The sequence below is a fragment of the Nonomuraea bangladeshensis genome, assembly GCF_039529455.1.
GTDB classification, from domain to species: Bacteria; Actinomycetota; Actinomycetes; order Streptosporangiales; family Streptosporangiaceae; genus Nonomuraea; species Nonomuraea bangladeshensis.
On the sequence record NZ_BAAAMV010000006.1, the window covers coordinates 614,192 to 632,506 of the forward strand.

The 18,315-nt window shown below is 71.8% G+C and carries 18 protein-coding genes; 8 read left to right on the forward strand and 10 right to left on the reverse strand.

Features of this window, described 5'->3' with window-relative positions; all coding sequences use genetic code 11:
• Positions 1-95 precede the first annotated feature (95 nt).
• From ABD292_RS22310 to ABD292_RS22330, 5 genes are read left to right on the forward strand one after another with little or no spacing between them, the layout of a single operon-like run.
• Positions 96-1,337: a DUF7847 domain-containing protein gene (locus ABD292_RS22310; RefSeq protein ID WP_344210204.1), complete on the forward strand. Its 1,242-nt coding sequence runs from the start codon at positions 96-98 to the stop codon at positions 1,335-1,337.
• Positions 1,334-1,993 (forward strand): DUF4129 domain-containing protein, encoded by a 660-nt coding sequence (locus ABD292_RS22315; RefSeq protein WP_344210206.1) that lies wholly within the window; start codon positions 1,334-1,336, stop codon positions 1,991-1,993. Before ABD292_RS22310 ends, ABD292_RS22315 begins: the two co-directional genes overlap by 4 nt.
• On the forward strand, positions 1,990-3,240 hold the full coding sequence (locus ABD292_RS22320; RefSeq protein ID WP_344210208.1) for a DUF4350 domain-containing protein: 1,251 nt from the start codon (positions 1,990-1,992) through the stop codon (positions 3,238-3,240). Before ABD292_RS22315 ends, ABD292_RS22320 begins: the two co-directional genes overlap by 4 nt.
• A gap of 13 nt (positions 3,241-3,253) precedes the next feature.
• Positions 3,254-4,210 (forward strand): AAA family ATPase, encoded by a 957-nt coding sequence (locus ABD292_RS22325; protein ID WP_344210210.1) that lies wholly within the window; start codon positions 3,254-3,256, stop codon positions 4,208-4,210.
• Positions 4,210-5,583 (forward strand): DUF58 domain-containing protein, encoded by a 1,374-nt coding sequence (locus ABD292_RS22330; protein ID WP_344210212.1) that lies wholly within the window; start codon positions 4,210-4,212, stop codon positions 5,581-5,583. Before ABD292_RS22325 ends, ABD292_RS22330 begins: the two co-directional genes overlap by 1 nt.
• A gap of 31 nt (positions 5,584-5,614) precedes the next feature.
• Here ABD292_RS22330 and ABD292_RS22335 read toward each other — a convergent pair whose 3' ends face one another.
• Positions 5,615-6,607 carry a stage II sporulation protein M gene (locus ABD292_RS22335; protein WP_344210214.1) on the reverse strand — a complete coding sequence of 331 codons (993 nt, stop codon included), beginning with the start codon at positions 6,605-6,607 and terminating at the stop codon, positions 5,615-5,617.
• A gap of 51 nt (positions 6,608-6,658) precedes the next feature.
• Between ABD292_RS22335 and ABD292_RS22340 the strand changes: the two genes are divergently transcribed.
• Positions 6,659-7,591: an RDD family protein gene (locus ABD292_RS22340; RefSeq protein ID WP_344210216.1), complete on the forward strand. Its 933-nt coding sequence runs from the start codon at positions 6,659-6,661 to the stop codon at positions 7,589-7,591.
• 48 nt (positions 7,592-7,639) lie between these two features.
• Here the strand turns inward: ABD292_RS22340 and ABD292_RS22345 are convergent, their stop codons facing one another.
• Positions 7,640-9,037 (reverse strand): LVIVD repeat-containing protein, encoded by a 1,398-nt coding sequence (locus ABD292_RS22345; RefSeq protein ID WP_344210218.1) that lies wholly within the window; start codon positions 9,035-9,037, stop codon positions 7,640-7,642.
• A 19-nt stretch (positions 9,038-9,056) separates the two neighbouring features.
• Positions 9,057-10,469 carry an LVIVD repeat-containing protein gene (locus ABD292_RS22350; RefSeq protein WP_344210220.1) on the reverse strand — a complete coding sequence of 471 codons (1,413 nt, stop codon included), beginning with the start codon at positions 10,467-10,469 and terminating at the stop codon, positions 9,057-9,059.
• A 167-nt stretch (positions 10,470-10,636) separates the two neighbouring features.
• On the opposite strand from ABD292_RS22350, the gene ABD292_RS22355 reads away from it, so the two are divergent.
• Positions 10,637-11,293, forward strand: a complete 657-nt coding sequence (locus ABD292_RS22355; protein WP_344210222.1) for a DUF305 domain-containing protein — start codon at positions 10,637-10,639, stop codon at positions 11,291-11,293.
• A gap of 3 nt (positions 11,294-11,296) precedes the next feature.
• On the opposite strand, the gene ABD292_RS22360 is transcribed toward ABD292_RS22355, so the two are convergent.
• Together ABD292_RS22360 and ahcY are read right to left on the reverse strand one after the other, a co-directional pair.
• Positions 11,297-12,532: an adenosylhomocysteinase gene (locus ABD292_RS22360; protein WP_344210224.1), complete on the reverse strand. Its 1,236-nt coding sequence runs from the start codon at positions 12,530-12,532 to the stop codon at positions 11,297-11,299.
• 16 nt (positions 12,533-12,548) lie between these two features.
• Entirely contained in the window at positions 12,549-13,976 is a 1,428-nt protein-coding gene (gene ahcY, locus ABD292_RS22365; protein ID WP_344210226.1) for an adenosylhomocysteinase, read from the reverse strand.
• A gap of 102 nt (positions 13,977-14,078) precedes the next feature.
• On the opposite strand from ahcY, the gene ABD292_RS22370 reads away from it, so the two are divergent.
• The gene (locus ABD292_RS22370) at positions 14,079-14,429 is read left to right on the forward strand and encodes a MerR family transcriptional regulator (RefSeq protein WP_344210228.1); all 351 of its coding nucleotides are present in this window, start codon (positions 14,079-14,081) and stop codon (positions 14,427-14,429) included.
• Between the two features lie 5 nt (positions 14,430-14,434).
• Here ABD292_RS22370 and ABD292_RS22375 read toward each other — a convergent pair whose 3' ends face one another.
• The 5 genes from ABD292_RS22375 to ABD292_RS22395 all read right to left on the reverse strand — a co-directional run bounded on the left by ABD292_RS22375 (position 14,435) and on the right by ABD292_RS22395 (position 17,993).
• On the reverse strand, positions 14,435-15,364 hold the full coding sequence (locus ABD292_RS22375; protein WP_344210230.1) for a cation diffusion facilitator family transporter: 930 nt from the start codon (positions 15,362-15,364) through the stop codon (positions 14,435-14,437).
• Positions 15,365-15,404: 40 nt separating this feature from the next.
• Entirely contained in the window at positions 15,405-16,511 is a 1,107-nt protein-coding gene (locus ABD292_RS22380) for an SIS domain-containing protein (RefSeq protein ID WP_344210232.1), read from the reverse strand.
• Entirely contained in the window at positions 16,508-16,687 is a 180-nt protein-coding gene (locus ABD292_RS22385; RefSeq protein WP_344210234.1) for a Trm112 family protein, read from the reverse strand. Before ABD292_RS22385 ends, ABD292_RS22380 begins: the two co-directional genes overlap by 4 nt.
• Before the next feature lie 84 nt (positions 16,688-16,771).
• Positions 16,772-17,554, reverse strand: a complete 783-nt coding sequence (locus ABD292_RS22390; protein ID WP_344210468.1) for an HAD-IIB family hydrolase — start codon at positions 17,552-17,554, stop codon at positions 16,772-16,774.
• 67 nt (positions 17,555-17,621) lie between these two features.
• Positions 17,622-17,993 carry a DUF3499 domain-containing protein gene (locus tag ABD292_RS22395; protein ID WP_344210236.1) on the reverse strand — a complete coding sequence of 124 codons (372 nt, stop codon included), beginning with the start codon at positions 17,991-17,993 and terminating at the stop codon, positions 17,622-17,624.
• Between the last annotated feature and the right edge of the window lie 322 nt (positions 17,994-18,315).

An 18,315-nucleotide genomic window follows, 5' to 3' on the forward strand; every position in this document is an offset into this window, starting at 1 on the left:
AGATCCATGCCAGATTCCCCCGTGAACAATGGGTCATCGGGCAGCGAATCGCCTCCGGGACGCCAAGCTCCCTCCCAGCATGCCAGGATTGGGATATGTCAGACGGTCACGGTCCCTCGCCCGAGACGCCCCCAGGTTGGTCGGCCGAACAGCCGCCGCCCTACAGCGCCCCGCCGGCCTCGCCGTGGACCGCGCCCGGCTCCCCCGAGCAGGTGCCCTACGGGCAGCCGTACGGGCAGGCTCCACAGCAGCAGCCCTACGCCCCGCAGCCCCCGCACCCGCCCGGCCCGCAGCAGGGCTACGGCTATATGCCGCCGCCCCCCGTGCTGCGCCCCGGCATCATCCCGCTGCGCCCGCTGGGCCTCGGCGACATGCTCGACGGCACCATCAAGCTCATCCGCTCCAACCCGAAGGCGGTGCTCGGCCTCTCGGCCGTCGCCGCGCTGCTCGCCTCCGTGCCGATGGCCATCGGGCAGGCGTTCGTGCTCGACAGCATGGGCAGCGTGCTCACCGACCCCTCCGCCATGGAGAACCCCGAGCAGCTCGACAGCAGCATGGCCGGCCTCGCCGCCCAGTACGGCGGCACCCTGATCTCCTACGCCATCCAGTTCGTCGTGGTCACGCTGCTGACCGGGGTGATCACCCGCATACTCGGCCGGGCCGTCTTCGGCGGCAACCTCACGGCGGGCGAGGCGTGGCACCTGGTCAAGGGCCGGGTGCCGGCGCTGTTCGGCGTCGTGGGTCTCATGGTGGTCATCATGGCGGTGCCGCTGATCGCGTTCGTGGTGATCGGCGTCGCGCTGGTGGCCAACGGCACCGGCGCCGGGGGGCTGCTCGGGCTGATCGTCGTGTTCTTCGTCCTCTACATCGCCTACTACCTGTTCTTCCGCACCCGCTTCGCGTTCGCCTCGCCGGCGGTGGTGCTGGAGGGCCGGGGGCCGATCGACGCCATGCGCCGCTCCTGGCAGCTGGTCACCGGCGACTTCTGGCGCGTGTTCGGCATCCTGCTGCTCACGTCGCTGCTGGTCGGCCTGGTGGCGGGCGTCCTTTCCGTCCCGTTCACGATCGCGGGCACGTTGTTCGGCATGCTCGGCACGGGCTCGATGGTCAACGCCGTCGTGTCGGCCGTGCTGATCGCGATCGGCGGCACGCTCAGCGCCATGTTCACCTACCCCTTCGAGTCGGGCGTCTCCGGTCTCCTGTACGCCGACCGGCGCATGCGCAGCGAGGCGTTCGACCTCGTGCTGCAGACGGCGGCCATCGAGCAGCAGCGCCAGGGCTGGGTGCACGGCTCGGCCGACGAGCTCTGGCACCCGTCCAACTCCGCCGGGTCGTGAGCCCCATCGGGAGGGAGGAGGCCGCGCGGCGGGCCGCGGAGGAGCTCCTCAAGTCACCGTACGAGCGCGAGTCCCTGCCCGACATGCTCCTGCGGCATTTCAACCAGTTCCTCGGCGACCTCGCCGACGCCGCCTTCGGCAACGGCCCGGTCGGCGGGATCGTCGCGAGCGTCGTCATCCTGGCGCTCGTCGTCGCCGCGGCCGCGCTGGTCTCGTGGCAGCTCCGCCGCATGTCGAGGCGGCGGGGCCTGGTCACGGGCGGCCTGTACGGCGAGCGCGTCCGCACCGCCGACGAGCACCGCCGGGCCGCCGAGCGGCTGGCCGGCGAGGGCCGCTGGAGCGAGGCGATCCAGGAGCGGCTCCGTGCCATCGCCCGCGACCTGGAGGAACGCGCGCTGGTCGACGGCATGCCCGGCCGCACCGCCGACGAGCTGGCCGCCGAGGCCGCCGCGGCGCTGCCGGACCTCGCCGCCGAGCTGGCGGCGGCGGCCCGCTCCTTCGACGACGTGACCTACGGCGGCGTGCCCGGCACCTCCGACGCCTACGCCACCATGGCCGGCCTCGACGACCGCCTGCGCCAGGCCCGCCCGGTCCCGCTCGCGGTCGCAGGCGGAGGCGTCATGAACCCGCCGGCGAGCAACGGGAGGGCGTTGTGAGCGCGCCTGCGGACGGGTCGCTCGCCCCCGGTGGGGCGGCGCTCGGGGAGCCGGTCGTCACCCGGGACGGGGTCGTCCCCGGCGACCCGCCGGGCGGTTCCGCACCCACCTCGCCGACCCTCCGCTCCACCTGGCGCTCGGGCCGCCTGATCGTGCTCCTGGGCGCCCTCGTCGTGCTGATCGCGGTGCTCGGCGTCCTGCTCGCCCCGCAGCGCGGGCCCTCGCGCGCGCTCGACCCGGCCGACACCTCGCTCGCCGGGTCCAGGGCGCTGGCCGAGCTGCTGCGGGCGCGCGGCGTCCAGATCGACCGGGTCGACTCCGCCGAGGCGGCCGCCCGGCTCGCCACGACGGGCGGCCCCCGGCTGCTGCTGGTCACCGACACGGCCTACGCCGACGAGTACGCCCTGGCCGCGATCCCCGGCGACCGGCTGATCGTCGGCGACCTGCCCGGCCTGGCCGCGCTGGCGCCCGAGGTGCGCACCGTCCCGGAGGCGGCCCGGACCCGCTCGCGGGAGCCGGAGTGCGCCCTGCCGGCCGCGCGGGCGGCGGGGAGCGCGTACATGGGCGGCACGGCCTTCGAGGGCCCTCCCGGCGCCGCCCTCTGCTACCCGTCCACCACCGAGGGCCACACGCTGGTGTCCTACTCCCGCGCGGGCGGCACGACGACGGTCGTCGGCGACGGCTCGTTCATGACGAACCTCCGCCTCCCCGAGGACGGCAACGCGGCACTCGCGCTCAACCTCATCGGCACCGGCAGGCCGGTGACCTGGCTGGTACGGCCGGACAACCCGCCGGTCGCCGAGCTGCCGGGCGAACGCGGCCAGTCGCTGAGCGACCTCATGCCGGACAACGTGCGCTGGACCGTCTACATGGCGCTCATCGCGGTGGCGGTCACCGCGCTCTGGCGCGGCCGGCGGCTCGGGCCGGTGGTGACCGAGCGCCTGCCCGTCGTCGTACGCGCGGCCGAGACCATCGAGGGCCGTGGCCGCCTCTACCGTGCCAGGCGGGCCAGGCAGCGGGCCGCCGAGGCGCTGCGCGCGGGCACGATCGACCGGCTGACCCCCCGGCTCGGCCTGGCCACCGGAGCCGGCGGCCGGGAGGTCGTCGCCGCGCTCGCCGCCCGTACCGGCCAGGACGCGCACCGGGTCGGCGCGGCACTGTACGGCCCGCCGCCCGCGGACGACGCGGCCCTCGTCGCCCTGGCCACATACTTGCACCTCATGGAAAGGCAGGTCAGTGAACTCTGAGGAGAGTTACCGCGTGACGACGTCCGCCGACACGGCGAGGGAGGCGCTCGCCGCGCTCCGCGCCGAGGTGGCCAAGGCCGTCGTGGGCCAGGACGCGGTGGTGACGGGGCTGGTCATCGCGCTGCTGTGCAAGGGGCACGTGCTGCTGGAGGGCGTGCCCGGCGTGGCGAAGACGCTGATGGTGCGCACGCTGAGCGCGGCGCTGTCGCTGGACTTCAAGCGGGTGCAGTTCACGCCCGACCTGATGCCGGGCGACGTGACCGGCTCGCTGATCTACGACGCGAAGACCGCGGAGTTCGAGTTCCGCGAGGGTCCCGTCTTCACGAACCTGCTGCTGGCCGACGAGATCAACCGCACCCCGCCGAAGACGCAGGCCGCGCTGCTGGAGGCGATGGAGGAGCGGCAGGTCAGCGTGGAGGGGTCGGCCCGGCCGCTGCCCGACCCGTTCGTGGTCTGCGCGACCCAGAACCCGGTCGAGTACGAGGGCACCTACCAGCTCCCCGAGGCGCAGCTCGACCGCTTCCTGCTGAAGCTGACCGTGCCGCTGCCGCCGCGCGAGCAGGAGATCGCGGTGCTGGAGCGGCACGCCCGCGGCTTCGACCCGCGCGACCTGTCGGAGGTCAAGCCGGTCGCCAGCGCCGCCGATCTCGCCGCCGGGCGGGAGGCCGCGGCCCAGGTGCACGTGGCGCCCGAGGTGCTCGGCTACATCGTGGACGTGGCCCGCGCGACCAGGAACTCGCCGTCGTTGCAGCTCGGCGTCTCGCCGCGAGGGGCGACGGCGCTGCTCGCGGCCTCCCGCGCGTGGGCATGGCTGTCCGGGCGGCACTACGTCACCCCCGACGACGTCAAGGCGCTGGCCAGGCCGGCGCTGCGGCACCGCGTGGGCCTGCGGCCCGAGGCGGAGCTGGAGGGCGCGACCGCCGACGGCCTGCTCGACGGCATCCTGGCCTCGGTCCCGGTCCCGCGCTGATGGCGCTGACGGGGCGGGCCGGGCTGGTCGCCGCGCTCGGGATCGTGCTGGTGATGCTCGCGCCGCAGCCCGGGGCGGCGCTGGCCGGCGTCTGCCTGCTGCTGGCGGCGGCGATCGTGATCGACCTGACGTTCGCGGGGGCGGTGCGTCCGCTGCGCCTGCACCGGTCCGGCGACACCCTGGTCCGGCTCGGGCAGCGGGCCACGGTCGAGCTCGTCGTGGAGAACCCCGGGTCCAGGCGGGTGCGGGGCGTGCTGCGCGACGCCTGGCCGCCGTCCGCCGGGGCCACGCCGCGGGTCGCGCGGCTCGACGTGCCGAAGGGCGAACGGCGCAAGATCGTGGTCACGCTCGACCCCACCCGGCGCGGCGACCGCTCGTCGGTGGCGGTCACGGTGCGCTCGCTCGGGCCGCTCGGGCTGGCCGCGCGGCAGGGCGGCCACCGCGCGCCGTGGACGGTGCGGGTGCTGCCGCCGTTCCTGTCGCGCAAGCACCTGCCCTCGCGGCTGGCCCGGCTGCGCGAGCTCGACGGGCAACACCCCGCGCTCGTACGCGGCCAGGGCACCGAGTTCGACTCCCTGCGCGAATACGTCGTCGGCGACGACGTGCGCTCCATCGACTGGCGGGCCACGGCGCGCCGGCACGACGTGGTGGTGCGCACCTGGCGGCCGGAACGCGACCGGCGGGTGCTGATCGTGCTCGACACCGGGCGCACGTCGGCGGGCCGGGTGGGCGACGCGCCGATCCCCTTGGCGGGCGCGACGCCGGGCGGCGGCGGCCTGCTGGCCCGGCCCGACCCGCGGCCGGTGCCCGGCTGGCCGCGGCTCGACTGGTCGATGGACGCGGCGCTGCTGCTGGCCGCGCTCGCCGCCCGCGCCGGCGACCAGGTCGACTTCCTCGCCTACGACCGGGCCGTACGCGCCTGGGTGGGCGGCGCCTCCCGCACCGAGCTGCTGTCGTCGCTGGTCAACGTCATGGCGCCGATCGAGGCCGAGCTGGTCGAGGCCGACGCGCAGGGCATGGTGGCGGCCGTGCTGTCGCGGGCCAGGCGGCGCTGCCTGGTGGTGCTGCTGACCGACCTCAACGGGGCGGCCATGGACGAAGGGCTCATGCCGGTGCTGCCACAGCTCGCCTCGCGGCACCTGCTGCTGGTGGCCGGGGTGTCCGACCCCCGGGTGGCCGCGATGGCGGCGCGGCGGGGCTCGGCCGAGGAGGTCTACGACGCGGCGGCGGCCGAGCACGCCCAGCTCGAACGCCGGCGCATCACCGCCCGGCTGCGGCGGGCCGGGGTCGAGGTCGTGGACGCCCCGCCGGAGGACATCGCACCGGCACTGGCGGACGCCTACCTGGCGCTGAAGGCGGCCGGCCGGCTGTAGCGGCTTCCGGGTCCGCGGCTTCTGGGACGCGTCAGGCGGCTGGGGCGACGTCTGGGGCGCGTTCGAGGTCGCCGGTCTCGGCGGCCAGCGCGGCCCGGCGGCCGAAGCCGATGACGTACGCCAGGAAGGCCACCTCGGCGAGCACGCCGATCCCCACGCGGGCCCAGGTCGGCAGCGGCGACGGGGTGACGAACGCCTCGATCAGCCCCGACACGAACAGCACCACGACCAGCCCCAGCGCCACGCTCATCACGGCCCGCCCCTGCTCGGCCAGCGCCTCCGTGCGCCGGCGCGGCCCGGGGTCGATGACCGTCCAGCCGAGCCGCATGCCGACGGCCGCCGCCAGGAAGACGGCGGTCAGCTCCAGCAGCCCGTGCGGCGTGATCAGCCCGAAGAAGATGTCCAGCTTGTCGCGGGAGGCCATGAGGCCGCCGGAGACGCCGACGTTGGCCGCGTTCTGGAACAGCACGTACGGGATCGGCAGCCCCAGCAGCACCGAGTAGATGACCACCTGGGCGGACAACCAGGCGTTGTTGGTCCACACCCGCCCTGCGAACGACGCCGCCGGGTGCTCCGAGTAGTAGTCGGCGAAGTCGTGCTCGACGAGCTGGGTGATCTCGTCGGGCGTGCCGATCGCGGCCTGCACGTCGGGGTTGCCCGCCACCCACGCGCCGATCACCCACGCCACCGCCGTGCTCGCCAGCGTGGCGGCCAGCCACCACCACCGCGCCCGGTAGGCCACCACGGGGAACGACACCGTGAAGAACCGGACGAACTCCCGCCAGGCGGGCGCGTGCGCCCCCGTCACCGCCGACCGCGCCCGCGCCACCAGCGCCGACAGGCGGCCGACGAGCATGGGGTCGTGCGCCGAGGAGCGGACGATCGACAGGTGCGTCGCCACCCGCTGGTAGAGGTCGACCAGCTCGTCCACCTCGGCGCCGGTCAGCGACGAGCGGTGCTTCACCAGATGGTCGAGCCGGTCCCAGGCAGGGCGGTGTGCGGCGATGAACGCGTCGATGTCCACCCGAACATTCTGGCCGCTCACTCACCTGTGCCGAGCCGTTAGGCTCCAGATATGTCGGAGGTTGTGACAGGCGACGCCGTCGTCGTCGAGGTACGCGTGGCGCAGATGCCCTCGCGCGCCCTGGCGATCGTCATCGACCTGGCGGTGCAGGTGACCGTGCTGGTGGGGGCCTACGTGCTGCTGGGGGCGTTCGCCACGGTGTCGGACCCGGCGGCGTTCGCGGCCGTCATGGTCGCGCTGATGGTCCTGGTGATGGTCGGCTACCCGGTGATCTTCGAGTCGGTGAGCAGGGGGCGCAGCCTCGGCAAGCTGGCGCTCGGGCTGCGGGTGGTGAGCGACGACGGCAGCCCCGAGCGGTTCAGGCAGGCGCTGTTCCGCGGGCTCGCGGGCCTGGTGGAGTTCTGGATGCTCTCCGGGGCGCCCGCGCTGATCTCCTCGCTGGTCTCGCAGCGGGGCAAGCGGCTCGGCGACATCTTCGCCGGCACGATCGTCATCTCCGACCGGGCGCCGCGGCAGAGCGGGCAGGCCGTCCAGATGCCGCCGCCGCTCGCCGCCTGGGCGGCCACGCTGGAGCTGTCGCGGCTGCCTGACGAGGTGGCGCAGGCGGCCCGGCAATACCTGCTGCGCTGGCACGACCTGTCGCCGCAGGTCCGGCACGAGATGGGGATGCGGATCGCGGCCCAGACCGCGGCGTTCGTCTCGCCCGCCGCGCCGGCCGGGGTGCCTCCGTACGCGTACCTGAGCGCCGTGCTGGCCGAGCGCCGGCGCCGCGAGGAGGCCCGGCTGGCGCTGCGCGCCGGCGTCGCGGCCGGTCCACAGCCCCCGCGCCCCTCGTACCCGCCGCCGCCCCAGCCCGCGAGCTCGTACGCGCCCCCGCCCGCGAGCTCCTACGCTCCTCCGCCCCAGCCTTCCTACGCTCCCCCTCCGGCGCCGCCGAGTCCCGGGGCGGGTGTCACTCCGGGCGGGTTCGCGCCCCCGCAATGACGGACGGCGGCCGCCCCTGCCTCGGGACGACCGCCGCCGCTCAGCGGGTCAGTGGCCCTTGTCGGGCCGGTACGACTCCTGGGTCTGCACGTTCAGCCGACCCGTCCGAACGTGCCGGGCGCTGTCGGTCAGCCGATCGTCGATCTTGACGATGTCCAGGCCGGCGTGGAAGTCGGCCCCGTAGATGTAGCCGTTGTAGTAGTAGGCGGACCAGATCCCGCCGCCGCTGCCGTCCGCGCGGGGACCGCGTTCGAAGTAGCCGATCTCCCTCGGGTTGGCCGCGTCGGTGAAGTCCCAGACGGACAGGCCGCCCATGTACCACGCCTGCACCATGATGTCGCGGCCCTTGACCGGGATCAGCGAGCCGTTGTGCGCGACGCAGTTCTCGCTGTCGGCCTGGTAGCGCGGGATCTTGAAGTAGCTCTTGAAGACGAGCTGGCCGTGGACGATCTCGTAGATAGCGTCCGCGCCCCGGTTGGGGCCGGTGGCCTCGTTGCAGGTGGCCAGGCCGCCGCCGCCGAGCTCGTCGGTGAAGACGACCTTCCTGGCGTCGTTGCTGAACGTCGCCGAGTGCCAGAACGCGAAGTTCGGGTCGGTGGTGCGGGCGGTCACCCGCGGGTTGAGCCGGTCGCGGATGTCGAACAGCACGCCGTCGCCCATGCAGGCGCCCGCCGCGATGTCCTTCTCCGGGTAGGCGGTGATGTCGTGGCAGCCGCTCGTGGGCACGAGCAGGCCGGGCTGGGTCTCGTTGCCGCCGTCGGGGAAGACGACCGGGGTGGCCGCGACGGCCGCCTCGGCGGGCTTCTTCAGCGGCACCTTGATGATCGAGATCTTGTCGTGCGGCGGCTGGCAGTCCGGGAAGGTGCTGCTCGGGCTGTACGACGAGACGTACACGTAGACGTTCTTGTTCTGGTCACGGCCCTTGCCCGGCACCAGGGTCAGCGTGTGGGAGCCGCAGTTCGTCTCGACCGACTTGATGTAGCGCGGGTTGGCCTTATCGGAGATGTCGAAGATGCGGACGCCCTCCCACGCCTCCTTGTGGTCGGCGCTCAGGGCCGTGCTGTTGCAGGAGTCGTCGCTGCGGGAGGAGTCGACGGCGCTGAACAGCAGGTTGCCGTACACGCTGACGTCCATCTGCGAGCCCGGGCAGACGACGGAGCTGACCACCTTGGCCCGCTTCGGGTCGCGGATGTCGTAGATGGAGAAGCCGCCGTAGTTGCCGACGTAGGCGTAGCCGTCCTGGAAGGCGAGGTCGGTGTTGATGGTGCCGGCGAGCGGGGCGGGCTTCGGGATGTTGAGCACGTGGGTGACGTTCCCGCTGGTGACGACGGCGTCGGCGGGGGGAATGTCGGCAGTGGTCGCGGTGGCGGTCGCGGGGGTCGCGGTCAGCGACAGAGCGAAGGCCGCCGCGACCGCCGCTAGGGAGCGGCGGCGCGGGATGGACAACTCGGGAGCCTCCTTGACGTCAGTGACCGTGGCCGGGCCCGTGGCCGTGACCGTGGTCCGGGTAGCTCTCCTGCGTCTGCGCGTTGAGCAGGCGCGACTTGACGCTGTTCGCCTGGTTCGTCCGCGGGTCGTTGATCTTCAGCACGTCCAGGCCGAGGTTGAAGTCGGAGCCGTAGATGTAGCCGTTGTAGTAGTACGCCGACCAGAAGCCGCCGCTCAGCGCCGGGGCGGTGGCGTCCGGGCCGCGCTCGAAGAAGGCGATCTCCTTGGCGTTGGCGGAGTCGGTGAAGTCGACCACCGAGATGCCGCCCTGGTACCACGCCTGCACCATGATGTCGCGGCCCTTGACCGGGATCAGCGAGCCGTTGTGCGCGACGCAGTTCTCGGTGTCGGCCTGGTGGCGCGGGATCTTGAAGTAGCCCTTGAAGACGAGTTGCCCGCCGACGATGTCGTAGTAGGCGTTGGCGCCCCGGTTCGGGCCGATGGCCTCGTTGCAGGTGGCCCGGGTGCCGCCGCCGAGCTCGTCGGTGAAGATCACCTTGGTGCCGGAGTTGTTGAACGTGGCCGAGTGCCAGAAGGCGAAGTTCGTCTCGTCGCGGACCTGGGCGGTGACCTTGGGCTGTTCGGGGTCGCGGATGTCGAGCAGGATGCCGTCACCCATGCAGGCGCCCGCGGCGATGCCCTTCTCCGGGTAGGCCGTGATGTCGTGGCAGCCGGTCGTGGCCGACTTTCCGTTGGGGTAGCTGCCCGGCACGCCGCCGAAGCCGCCGTCGGGGAACAGGTTGGGCGTGGCGATCACGGACGCGGCCGTCGGGTTCCGCAGCGGGACCTTGATGATCGAGATCAGGTCGTGCGGGGGCTGGCAGTCGGGGAACGCCGCGCTCGGGCTGTAGGAGGAGACGTAGACGTAGACGTTCTCGCCCCTGCGGTCGGGCACCAGCGTGTGGGTGTGGGAGCCGCAATTGGTCTCGACGGACTTGATGTAGCGCGGGTTGGCCTTGTCGGAGATGTCGAAGATGCGCATCCCCTCCCACGACTCCTTGACGCTGGCGGGCTGCGAGGTGCTGGCGCACGAGTCGTTGTTGCGGGAGGAGTCGACGGAGCCGAACAGCAGGTTGCCGTAGACCGACACGTCCATCTGGCCGCCGGGGCAGACCAGCGAGCTGACCAGCCGCGTCTTCTTCGGATTCTTGATGTCGTAGATGGAGAACCCGTAGTAGTTGCCCACGTAGGCGTAGTCGCCCTGGAAGGCCATGTCGGTGTGGATGTCGGCGAGGGCCTCGGGCTTCGGCACGTTGGTGACGTGCGTGATGTTGGGGCTCATGACGATCTCGCCGGGAGCCGGGATGTCCGCGGCCTGGGCGGGCAGGGTGGTGCCGGCCAGCGCCACGACCGCCGCGAACAGGATGAGGGCCCTGCGGGGGCTTAACACCGGTCAATCCTCCTATAAAGGGAGCATAAATCTACGCCATCTTGACTCGCCGAAGCCCCGCTAGCCAGCGTCCAAACTGTCAAATTTTGTTCCGATTCGCCCTCTTTCAATCCACCTGTCATTGGCTTAGAGTGCGCATTCTCTACACCCTCAGTCAGGGAGGCTGGGTGCGCTCCGCGCTCAACGTCATCGCAGGCACGCTCGTCACCCTCACCGGCATCGCGCTCTCCGGCTGCTCGTCCTCCCCGCCACCGGCCCCACGGGCGGACTCGACCGCGCCCGTGATCGCCCCCGGGCGTCCCGGCGAGCAGGCGAGGACGCTCGGCCCCGGCGAGGCCGCCACCGCCGTGCCCTCGCCGACCGCGAACGCCGCCGACGTCATCTACGTCCAGGACATGATCATCCATCACCGTCAGGCGCTCGACATGGCGCTGCTCGCGCCGAGCCGGGCGGAGTCGGCCAAGGTGAAGGGCATGGCCGACCGGATCAAGGCCACCCAGGGGCCGGAGATCCAGTACATGACGGGCTGGCTGCGCGAGCAGGGGCAGAAGGAGCCCGATCACCACGCCGCGCACGACGGCATGCCGGGCATGGCCACCCCGGAGCAGCTCGACGCGCTGAAGGCGGCCAAGGGCGCCGCGTTCGACCGGATGTTCCTGCAGCTCATGATCAACCACCACCTGGGGGCGATCAAGATGTGCGAGCAGGTGCTGAGCAGCGGCTCGCACATGCGCATCGAGGAGCTGGCGAGCGAGGTCAGCGTCGAGCAGACCGCCGAGATCCGCCGCATGCAGCAGATCGAGCGCGAGCTGCCACCTGCTTGAGCTTCAGGAGCCCACGCGCCAGGAGTGCAGATAGTCCTCCTGCTCGCCGGTCAGCCGGTCGATGCCGATCCCGGCCGCGGCCAGCTTGAGCCTGGCCACCTCGTGGTCGATCTCCTCCGGGACGTCGTACACGCCGGGCGCGAGGCCGGCGCGCTCGGCGGCCAGCCACTCCACGGCGAGGGCCTGCGCGGAGAACGACATGTCCATCACGGCGGCCGGATGCCCCTCGGCCGCCGTGAGGTTGACCAGCCGCCCCTCGGCCAGCAGCAGCAGGCGGCGGCCGTCGGGCATGACGTACTGGTCGGTGTTGGGGCGGACGCCGCGCTGCACCTCGCCGGCCAGCTCGTCCAGCGCCCGGACGTCGATCTCCACGTCGAAGTGCCCCGCGTTGGCCAGGATCGCCCCGTCCTTCATGACCGACAGGTGCTCGGCCCTGATCACGTCGCGGTTGCCGGTCACCGTGACGAACAGGTCGCCGAGCAGCGCGGCCTGCGCCATCGGCCGCACCTCGTAGCCCTGGAGGGTCGCGTCGAGCGCCTTGACCGCGTCGATCTCGGTCACGATCACCCGCGCCCCGAACCCCTTGGCCCGCTCGGCCACGCCCCGCCCGCAGTAGCCGAAGCCGGCCACGACCACCGTACGGCCCGCGAGCAGGGTGTTCGTGGCCCGCATGATGCCGTCCAGGGTGGACTGGCCGGTGCCGTACCTGTTGTCGAACATGCGCTTGGTGCGCGTGTCGTTGACGGCCACGACCGGGAAGCGCAGCGCCCCCTCCGCCGCCATCTGGCGCAGCCTGATGATGCCGGTCGTGGTCTCCTCACAGCCGCCGCCCACCCGCTCCAGCAGGTCGACGCGCTCGGTGTGCAGGATGTTGACCAGGTCGCAGCCGTCGTCGAGCACGAGATCGGGCCCCACGTCGAGAGCCTGGTGGATGTGCCGGTAGTAGGCCGCCCGGTCGACGCCCGCGCGGGCGTGCACCCCGATCCCGTAGCCGCGCAGCGCCTCGGCCACGTCGTCCTGGGTGGACAGCGGGTTGGAGGCGGCCAGGGCGATCTCCGCCCCGCCCGCCTGCAGCGCCCCCATCAGCACGGCCGTCTCGGCCGTGACGTGCAGGCAGGCCGCGATCTTCAGCCCGGCGAGCGGCCGCTCCAGCGCGAACCGCTCGCCGATGGCGGTGAGCACCGGCATCGAGCGGGCGGCCCAGGAGATCTGCCGCTCGCCGCTTTCCCTCAGGTCCATGGCCTGCCGCAGCGGATCAGTAGCGGTAGTGGTCGGACTTGTACGGGCCCTCGACGTGCACGCCGATGTAGGCCGCCTGCTCCTTGGTCAGCTCGGTGAGCTTGACGCCGAGTGCGTCGAGGTGCAGCCGCGCCACCTTCTCGTCGAGGTGCTTGGGCAGCGTGTAGACCCCGATCGGGTATTCGGCGGTCTTGGTGAACAGCTCGATCTGCGCGATCACCTGGTTGGTGAACGAGTTGGACATGACGAAGCTGGGGTGGCCGGTGGCGCAGCCCAGGTTCATCAGCCGGCCCTCGGCGAGCACGATGATCGAGTGGCCGTCCTCGAAGACCCACTCGTCGACCTGCGGCTTGATGTTGTTCTTCACGATGCCGGGCAGCTTGGCGAGGCCGGCCATGTCGATCTCGTTGTCGAAGTGGCCGATGTTGGAGACGATCGCCTGGTGCTTCATCTTCGCCATGTGCTCGGCGGTGATGATGTTGAAGTTGCCGGTGGCGGTCACGAAGATGTCGGCGATGCCGACGACCTCGTCCAGGGTGGTGACCTGGAAGCCGTCCATGGCGGCCTGGAGGGCGCAGATCGGGTCGATCTCGGTGACGATGACGCGGGCGCCCTGGCCGCGCAGCGCGTCGGCGCAGCCCTTGCCGACGTCGCCGTAGCCGCAGACCACCGCGACCTTGCCGCCGATGAGCACGTCGGTGGCGCGGTTGAGGCCGTCGATGACGGAGTGGCGGCAGCCGTACTTGTTGTCGAACTTCGACTTGGTGACCGAGTCGTTGACGTTGATGGCCGGGAAGAGGAGCTGGCCGTTCTTGTGCATCTCGTACAGGCGGTGCACTCCGGTGGTGGTCTCCTCCGTCACGCCCTTGATGCTCTCGGCGATGCGGGTCCACCGCTTGTCGGCGCCGACCGTGCGGGTGAGCAGGTCGACGATGACGTGCCACTCCTCCGGGTCGTCGGCCGTGGCGGGCGGGACGGCGCCGGCCTTCTCGTACTCGGCGCCCTTGTGGACGAGGAGCGTGGCGTCGCCGCCGTCGTCGAGGATCATGTTGGGGGCGTCACCGTCGGGCCAGGTGAGCGCCTGCTCGGTGCACCACCAGTATTCCTCCAGCGTCTCGCCCTTCCAGGCGAACACCGGGACGCCCTTGGGGTCCTCGGGGGTGCCGTCGGGGCCGACGACCACCGCGGCGGCGGCGTGGTCCTGGGTGGAGAAGATGTTGCAGCTCACCCAGCGGACCTCGGCGCCGAGGGCGACCAGCGTCTCGATGAGGACGGCGGTCTGGATCGTCATGTGCAGGGAGCCCATGATCTTCGCGCCGCGAAGGGGCTGGGAGGCCGCGTACTCCTTGCGGACCGCCATCAGGCCGGGCATCTCGTGCTCGGCGAGCCGGATCTCCTTGCGGCCGAAGTCGGCAAGTGAAAGGTCGGCGACCTTGAAGTCCATGGGTTTCCCCTCGCGCTGACTGATGATTGTCGCGAGAAGTCTAGGCGGCGCCGGGCAGCGGTCGCATCCACGGGACGGCGAAACTGACGTAAGAATGTAAGGATGCGCATCACGGAAGCGGCCAGACGGCTCGGCATGTCCCCTCGAATGCTTCGCTACCGGGAGGCGCTCGGGCTGCTGCCGCCCGTGCGTGAGCAGGGCGCGCACCGCCGGTTCGGGCCCGAGGAGCTGGCCGCGGTGGCGCAGGGGGTGGAGCTGGAGAAGCGGTTCGACGTCTCGCCGGCCGAGCTGGCGTTCGCGCTGCGGGTGCTGAGCGAGCCCGCGGTGGCCGCCGCCGTACGCGACCTCGGGGTGCGGATCGGGCGCATCCCGGTGCCGCGCAGGGCCCTCGACTTCGAGAAGGAGAAGGCCCTGCGCCTGCTGCGGCCCGGCCACCGCCCGTCAGGCGGATGAAGGGCTCAGTTGGACGCCGGGGTGCGCAGCCGGTCGAGGTCGGGCTCCAGGTAGATGACCCGGGCGATCGGCTCCGCCTCGCGGATGCGCCGCTCGGCCTCGTCGATGCCGCGCGCCACCTCGGCCGCCGTGTCGTTGTGCTCGACCGCGATCTTCGCGGCCACCAGCAGCTCCTCCGGGCCGAGGTGCAGCGTGCGCATGTGGATGATCCGCTCCACCTCGGGCGCGCTCTCCAGCGCGGCGCGGATGCGGGTCTCCACCTCGGGCGAGGCGCCCTCGCCGACCAGCAGCGACTTGGTCTCCATGGCCAGCACGACCGCGATGATCGCCAGCAGCAGGCCGATCATCATGGTGCCGACGCCGTCCCAGATGCCGTTGCCGGTGATCACCGCCATCGTCACGCCGAACAGCGCGAAGATGAGGCCGAGCAGCGCACCGAGGTCCTCCAGCAGGATGACGGGCAGCTCGGGCGACTTCGACCGGCGGACGAACGCCACCCACGACTGCTTGCCGCGCACCGCGTTCGACTCCTTGATCGCGGTGCGGAACGAGAAGCCCTCCGCGATGATCGCGAAGATGAGCACCCCGAAGGCCCAGATGGGCGACTCGACGCCCGTCGGGTGGGAGATCTTGTGCCAGCCCTCGTAGAGCGAGAAGGCCGCGCCGATCGTGAACAGCACCACCGCGACCACGAAGGCGTAGAAATAGCGCTCGCGGCCGTAGCCGAAGGGATGCTCCTTGGTGCTGGCCCGCGCCGCCCGCTTGCCGCCGATGAGCAGCAGCACCTGGTTGCCCGAGTCGGCGACGGAGTGGATGCCCTCCGCCAGCATCGACGATGATCCGGTGAACGCCGCCGCCACGAACTTGGCCACCGCGATGGCCAAATTGGCGGTCAGGGCCGCAATGATCGCTTTTGTTCCGCCGCTCGCGCTCACCGGTCTTCTCCACTCATAGGGTTGAGGCTTGGAGAGGATCCTATTGGGAGATTCTTGCCCTGAGTTCTGTGATCGCCGACACAGAGGTCGGATCGATGCCGTAACCCAGCGCGAGATAGGCGCTGGCGTAGTCGCCGAGCCCGATCAGCGAGGCCATCCGCTCCAGCGGATGCGCGCCCTCGGCGACCAGCTCGGTCACGGGCACGTCGCGGTCGCGGGCCAGCCGCAGCGCGACCTCGCGCTGCCGCGTCACCTGGGGATGCTCCTCGACGTCACGCAGCACCACGAGCCGCAGGGTGCGCCCGGAGGTGTCGGCGAAGATGTCGCGCTCGGCCATCGGCCCGTCGAACACGGCCACCTGGTGGTGGCCCGCCTCGGGCAGCTCGCCGCAGATCGCCGGATATTTCGCGTTGGCGGCCAGCTGTCCGGTGAGCCGGGTGGCCGCCACCCGCGTGACCGCCGAGGTGCCCCAGATCACCGGGACGCTCTCGGCGAGGTCCATCGCGAGCGACTTGCCGGGGTTGATGAAGGTGTCGCTGGACGGCCGGCACCGGTGCGCCATGTCCTCCAGCGACCCCGCCACCCGCTCGAACAGGTCGGGCTCGACGCTCACCAGCCGCAGCGCGGCGGCGGCCACGAGGGTCGGGATCGCCAGCAGCCAGAGGTTGGCCCGCGACTGGCCGGTGACCGGCACCGCCACGTAGCTCGCCGACGCCTGCAGGGCGATCGCCTCCAGCGGGGAGCCCGCGGGCCCCACGCCGAGCAGCGTGCAGCCGCGCCGGACGGCCTGCGTGGCCACCGACACGGTCTCCTCGGTGTCGCCCGAGCCGGACACGGCGATGACGAGATCGGTCGCGCCCACCCAGCCGGGGAGCTGGTAGGAGCGCAGGGTCACGATCGGCAGCGGCACACCCGAGCCGGCCACGGCCGCGAGCAGGTCGCCCGCGATGCCCGAGCCGCCCATGCCCGCCACCACGACCGCCCTCGGCCGCCCGTGGGCGACCAGCCGGTCGAGGTGGGCCTCGGCGGCCACGCGGGCGCCGGTGCGGACCTGCGCCGCGGACGCGGCGACCGCGGGCAGCATGCCGGAGGGGTCGGCCTCGCTCAGATGAGCCTGGTCGTCGAGCCGGTCCGGCTCCCAGGTCACGGCTTCCTGGCCTCGTCGACGAGCAGAACGGGGATGTCATCCCGGACGGGGTAGACCAGGCCGCAGCCGGTGCAGGCCAGCTCCTCGGACTCGGACTCGGCGCGCAGGGGCGCCTTGCACGCCGGACATGCCAGGATCTCCAGCAGCCAGTCGTCGATCTTCACACGCTCACCCATCTCGCTATCCGTCACCAGCTTGACCGTAACACCACGGCGCGACGCGCAGGCGGGCCGAGCCTGCCCGCGTCCACGGTCGGCGGATCAACCGACGGACACCGCGCCATCGCGTCCTTCTCGCGCGAGGAAGTCTGCCACGAACTCGGCGGTCTGCTCCCAGCCCTCGACGGCCACGCACTCCACGCCCATCAGTTTGACCGGGTAGTCGTTGCCGCCCTCGTCGAGCCGGTCGCCGACGAACAACACGTCGTCGATCGACAGGTCGAGGGCTTCGAGCAGGCGGCCGATGCCGTACGCCTTGTCGACGCCCTGCCGGGTGATGTCGACCGACGTCGAGCCGCCGCCGCGGACCTCCAGGTCCGGCAGCTGCTCGGAGACCCGCGCGCACAGCAGGCGGCGCTTGGCGCCGTCGGGGTCCCAGGCGTATTTCGCGGGCGGCGGGGCCTGCTGCCCGAGGGCCGAGAAGGTGATCTGGCTGCCGCGGTCCTCGATGATGTCGCCCCAGGTGTCGTCGCTCCAGAGGCCGAGCTCCTTGGCGGACCGGGTGAGCACCTCGATGATCTCCGCCTTCTCGGCCTCGGCGAAGTCCTCGGCGTAGACCAGGGACCAGTCGCCGTCCTTCCAGCGGTAGTAGCGCGTGCCGCAGGTCGGCATGAGGTGCAGCCGGGCCCGCTGACCGTCGTCGATCGGCAGGTGGCGCAGCACCTGGGTCTGGAACTGGGCGAACTGCCCGCCGGAGATCACGCAGACCTCGACGGCGTCGAGCAGCCGCGCCAGGAGGGCGGCCATCCGCTCGTCGATCTGGGACTTGGACACCGCCAGTGTGTCGTCCAGGTCGAAGGCGACCAGGGAGAACGTGCGATTAATCGGAACTCCTACGACTCGACCGCGGACATGACCTTCGACTTTACCGGCCGGCGGGGAAGAGCGCGTCTCACCTCTCGCCGCGGTTGGGCTGCGCCGAGCGGAGGATGCGCAGGTGGCCCCGCCGGCCGACCTCGACGCCGTCGCCGACCGGCTCGCCGCTGCCGGGACGGGCCGGGCGGGCGGCCTCCCTGACGGCGTTGGCCAGGGCTTCGAGATCGTCAGAGCTGGGTGAGGCGCCGTCCGTGGGCAGCCGCACCACCTCCCAGCCACGGGGAGCGGTCAGCCGTTCGGCGTGTTCGGCGCACAGGTCGTAGCAGTGTGGCTCCGCGTACGTCGCCAGGGGGCCGAGAACAGCGGTCGAGTCGGCGTATACGTACGTGAGCGTGAAGACGGCAGGCTGGCTGCAGGCGGTGCGGGAACAGCGGCGGACGGGGCTCACGGAGGGACCGTATCTGGTAAGAGTGCGAGGCGCCACTATCTGAGCGCTCTTAACGAGCGTGTCGCCACAATTCGGACACCTGTCTCAGCCTTTCCACCCACATGCCCCGATGAAGTACCCCGGACCACCTGCCGGGATCGCCGGACGGCCGCCGGCGGGGGCGTACGAAAGGATCACCCCTTGGCTACCCGAGCGGCCCCGTCGTACGGTGATCGGGTGGATCGTCCCCGTACACTTGCCGTGTGACACCACGGCGCGGTCCCAGACGGCGCGATCGCCACGGTCGCGGGCTTCGCGGCCCGCTCGCCCCCTCGCATGTCCC

What these genes read in the sequence shown, in the direction of transcription:
- ABD292_RS22370 (WP_344210228.1), top strand. Translation starts at nt 14,079, where the DNA reads ATGCGCATCACGGAAGCGGCCAGACGGCTCGGCATGTCCCCTCGAATG.
- ABD292_RS22340 (WP_344210216.1), top strand. Translation starts at nt 6,659, where the DNA reads ATGTCGGAGGTTGTGACAGGCGACGCCGTCGTCGTCGAGGTACGCGTG.
- ABD292_RS22385 (WP_344210234.1), bottom strand. Translation starts at nt 16,687, where the DNA reads ATGGGTGAGCGTGTGAAGATCGACGACTGGCTGCTGGAGATCCTGGCA.
- ABD292_RS22330 (WP_344210212.1), top strand. Translation starts at nt 4,210, where the DNA reads ATGGCGCTGACGGGGCGGGCCGGGCTGGTCGCCGCGCTCGGGATCGTG.
- ABD292_RS22310 (WP_344210204.1), top strand. Translation starts at nt 96, where the DNA reads ATGTCAGACGGTCACGGTCCCTCGCCCGAGACGCCCCCAGGTTGGTCG.
- ABD292_RS22360 (WP_344210224.1), bottom strand. Translation starts at nt 12,532, where the DNA reads ATGGACCTGAGGGAAAGCGGCGAGCGGCAGATCTCCTGGGCCGCCCGC.
- ahcY (WP_344210226.1), bottom strand. Translation starts at nt 13,976, where the DNA reads ATGGACTTCAAGGTCGCCGACCTTTCACTTGCCGACTTCGGCCGCAAG.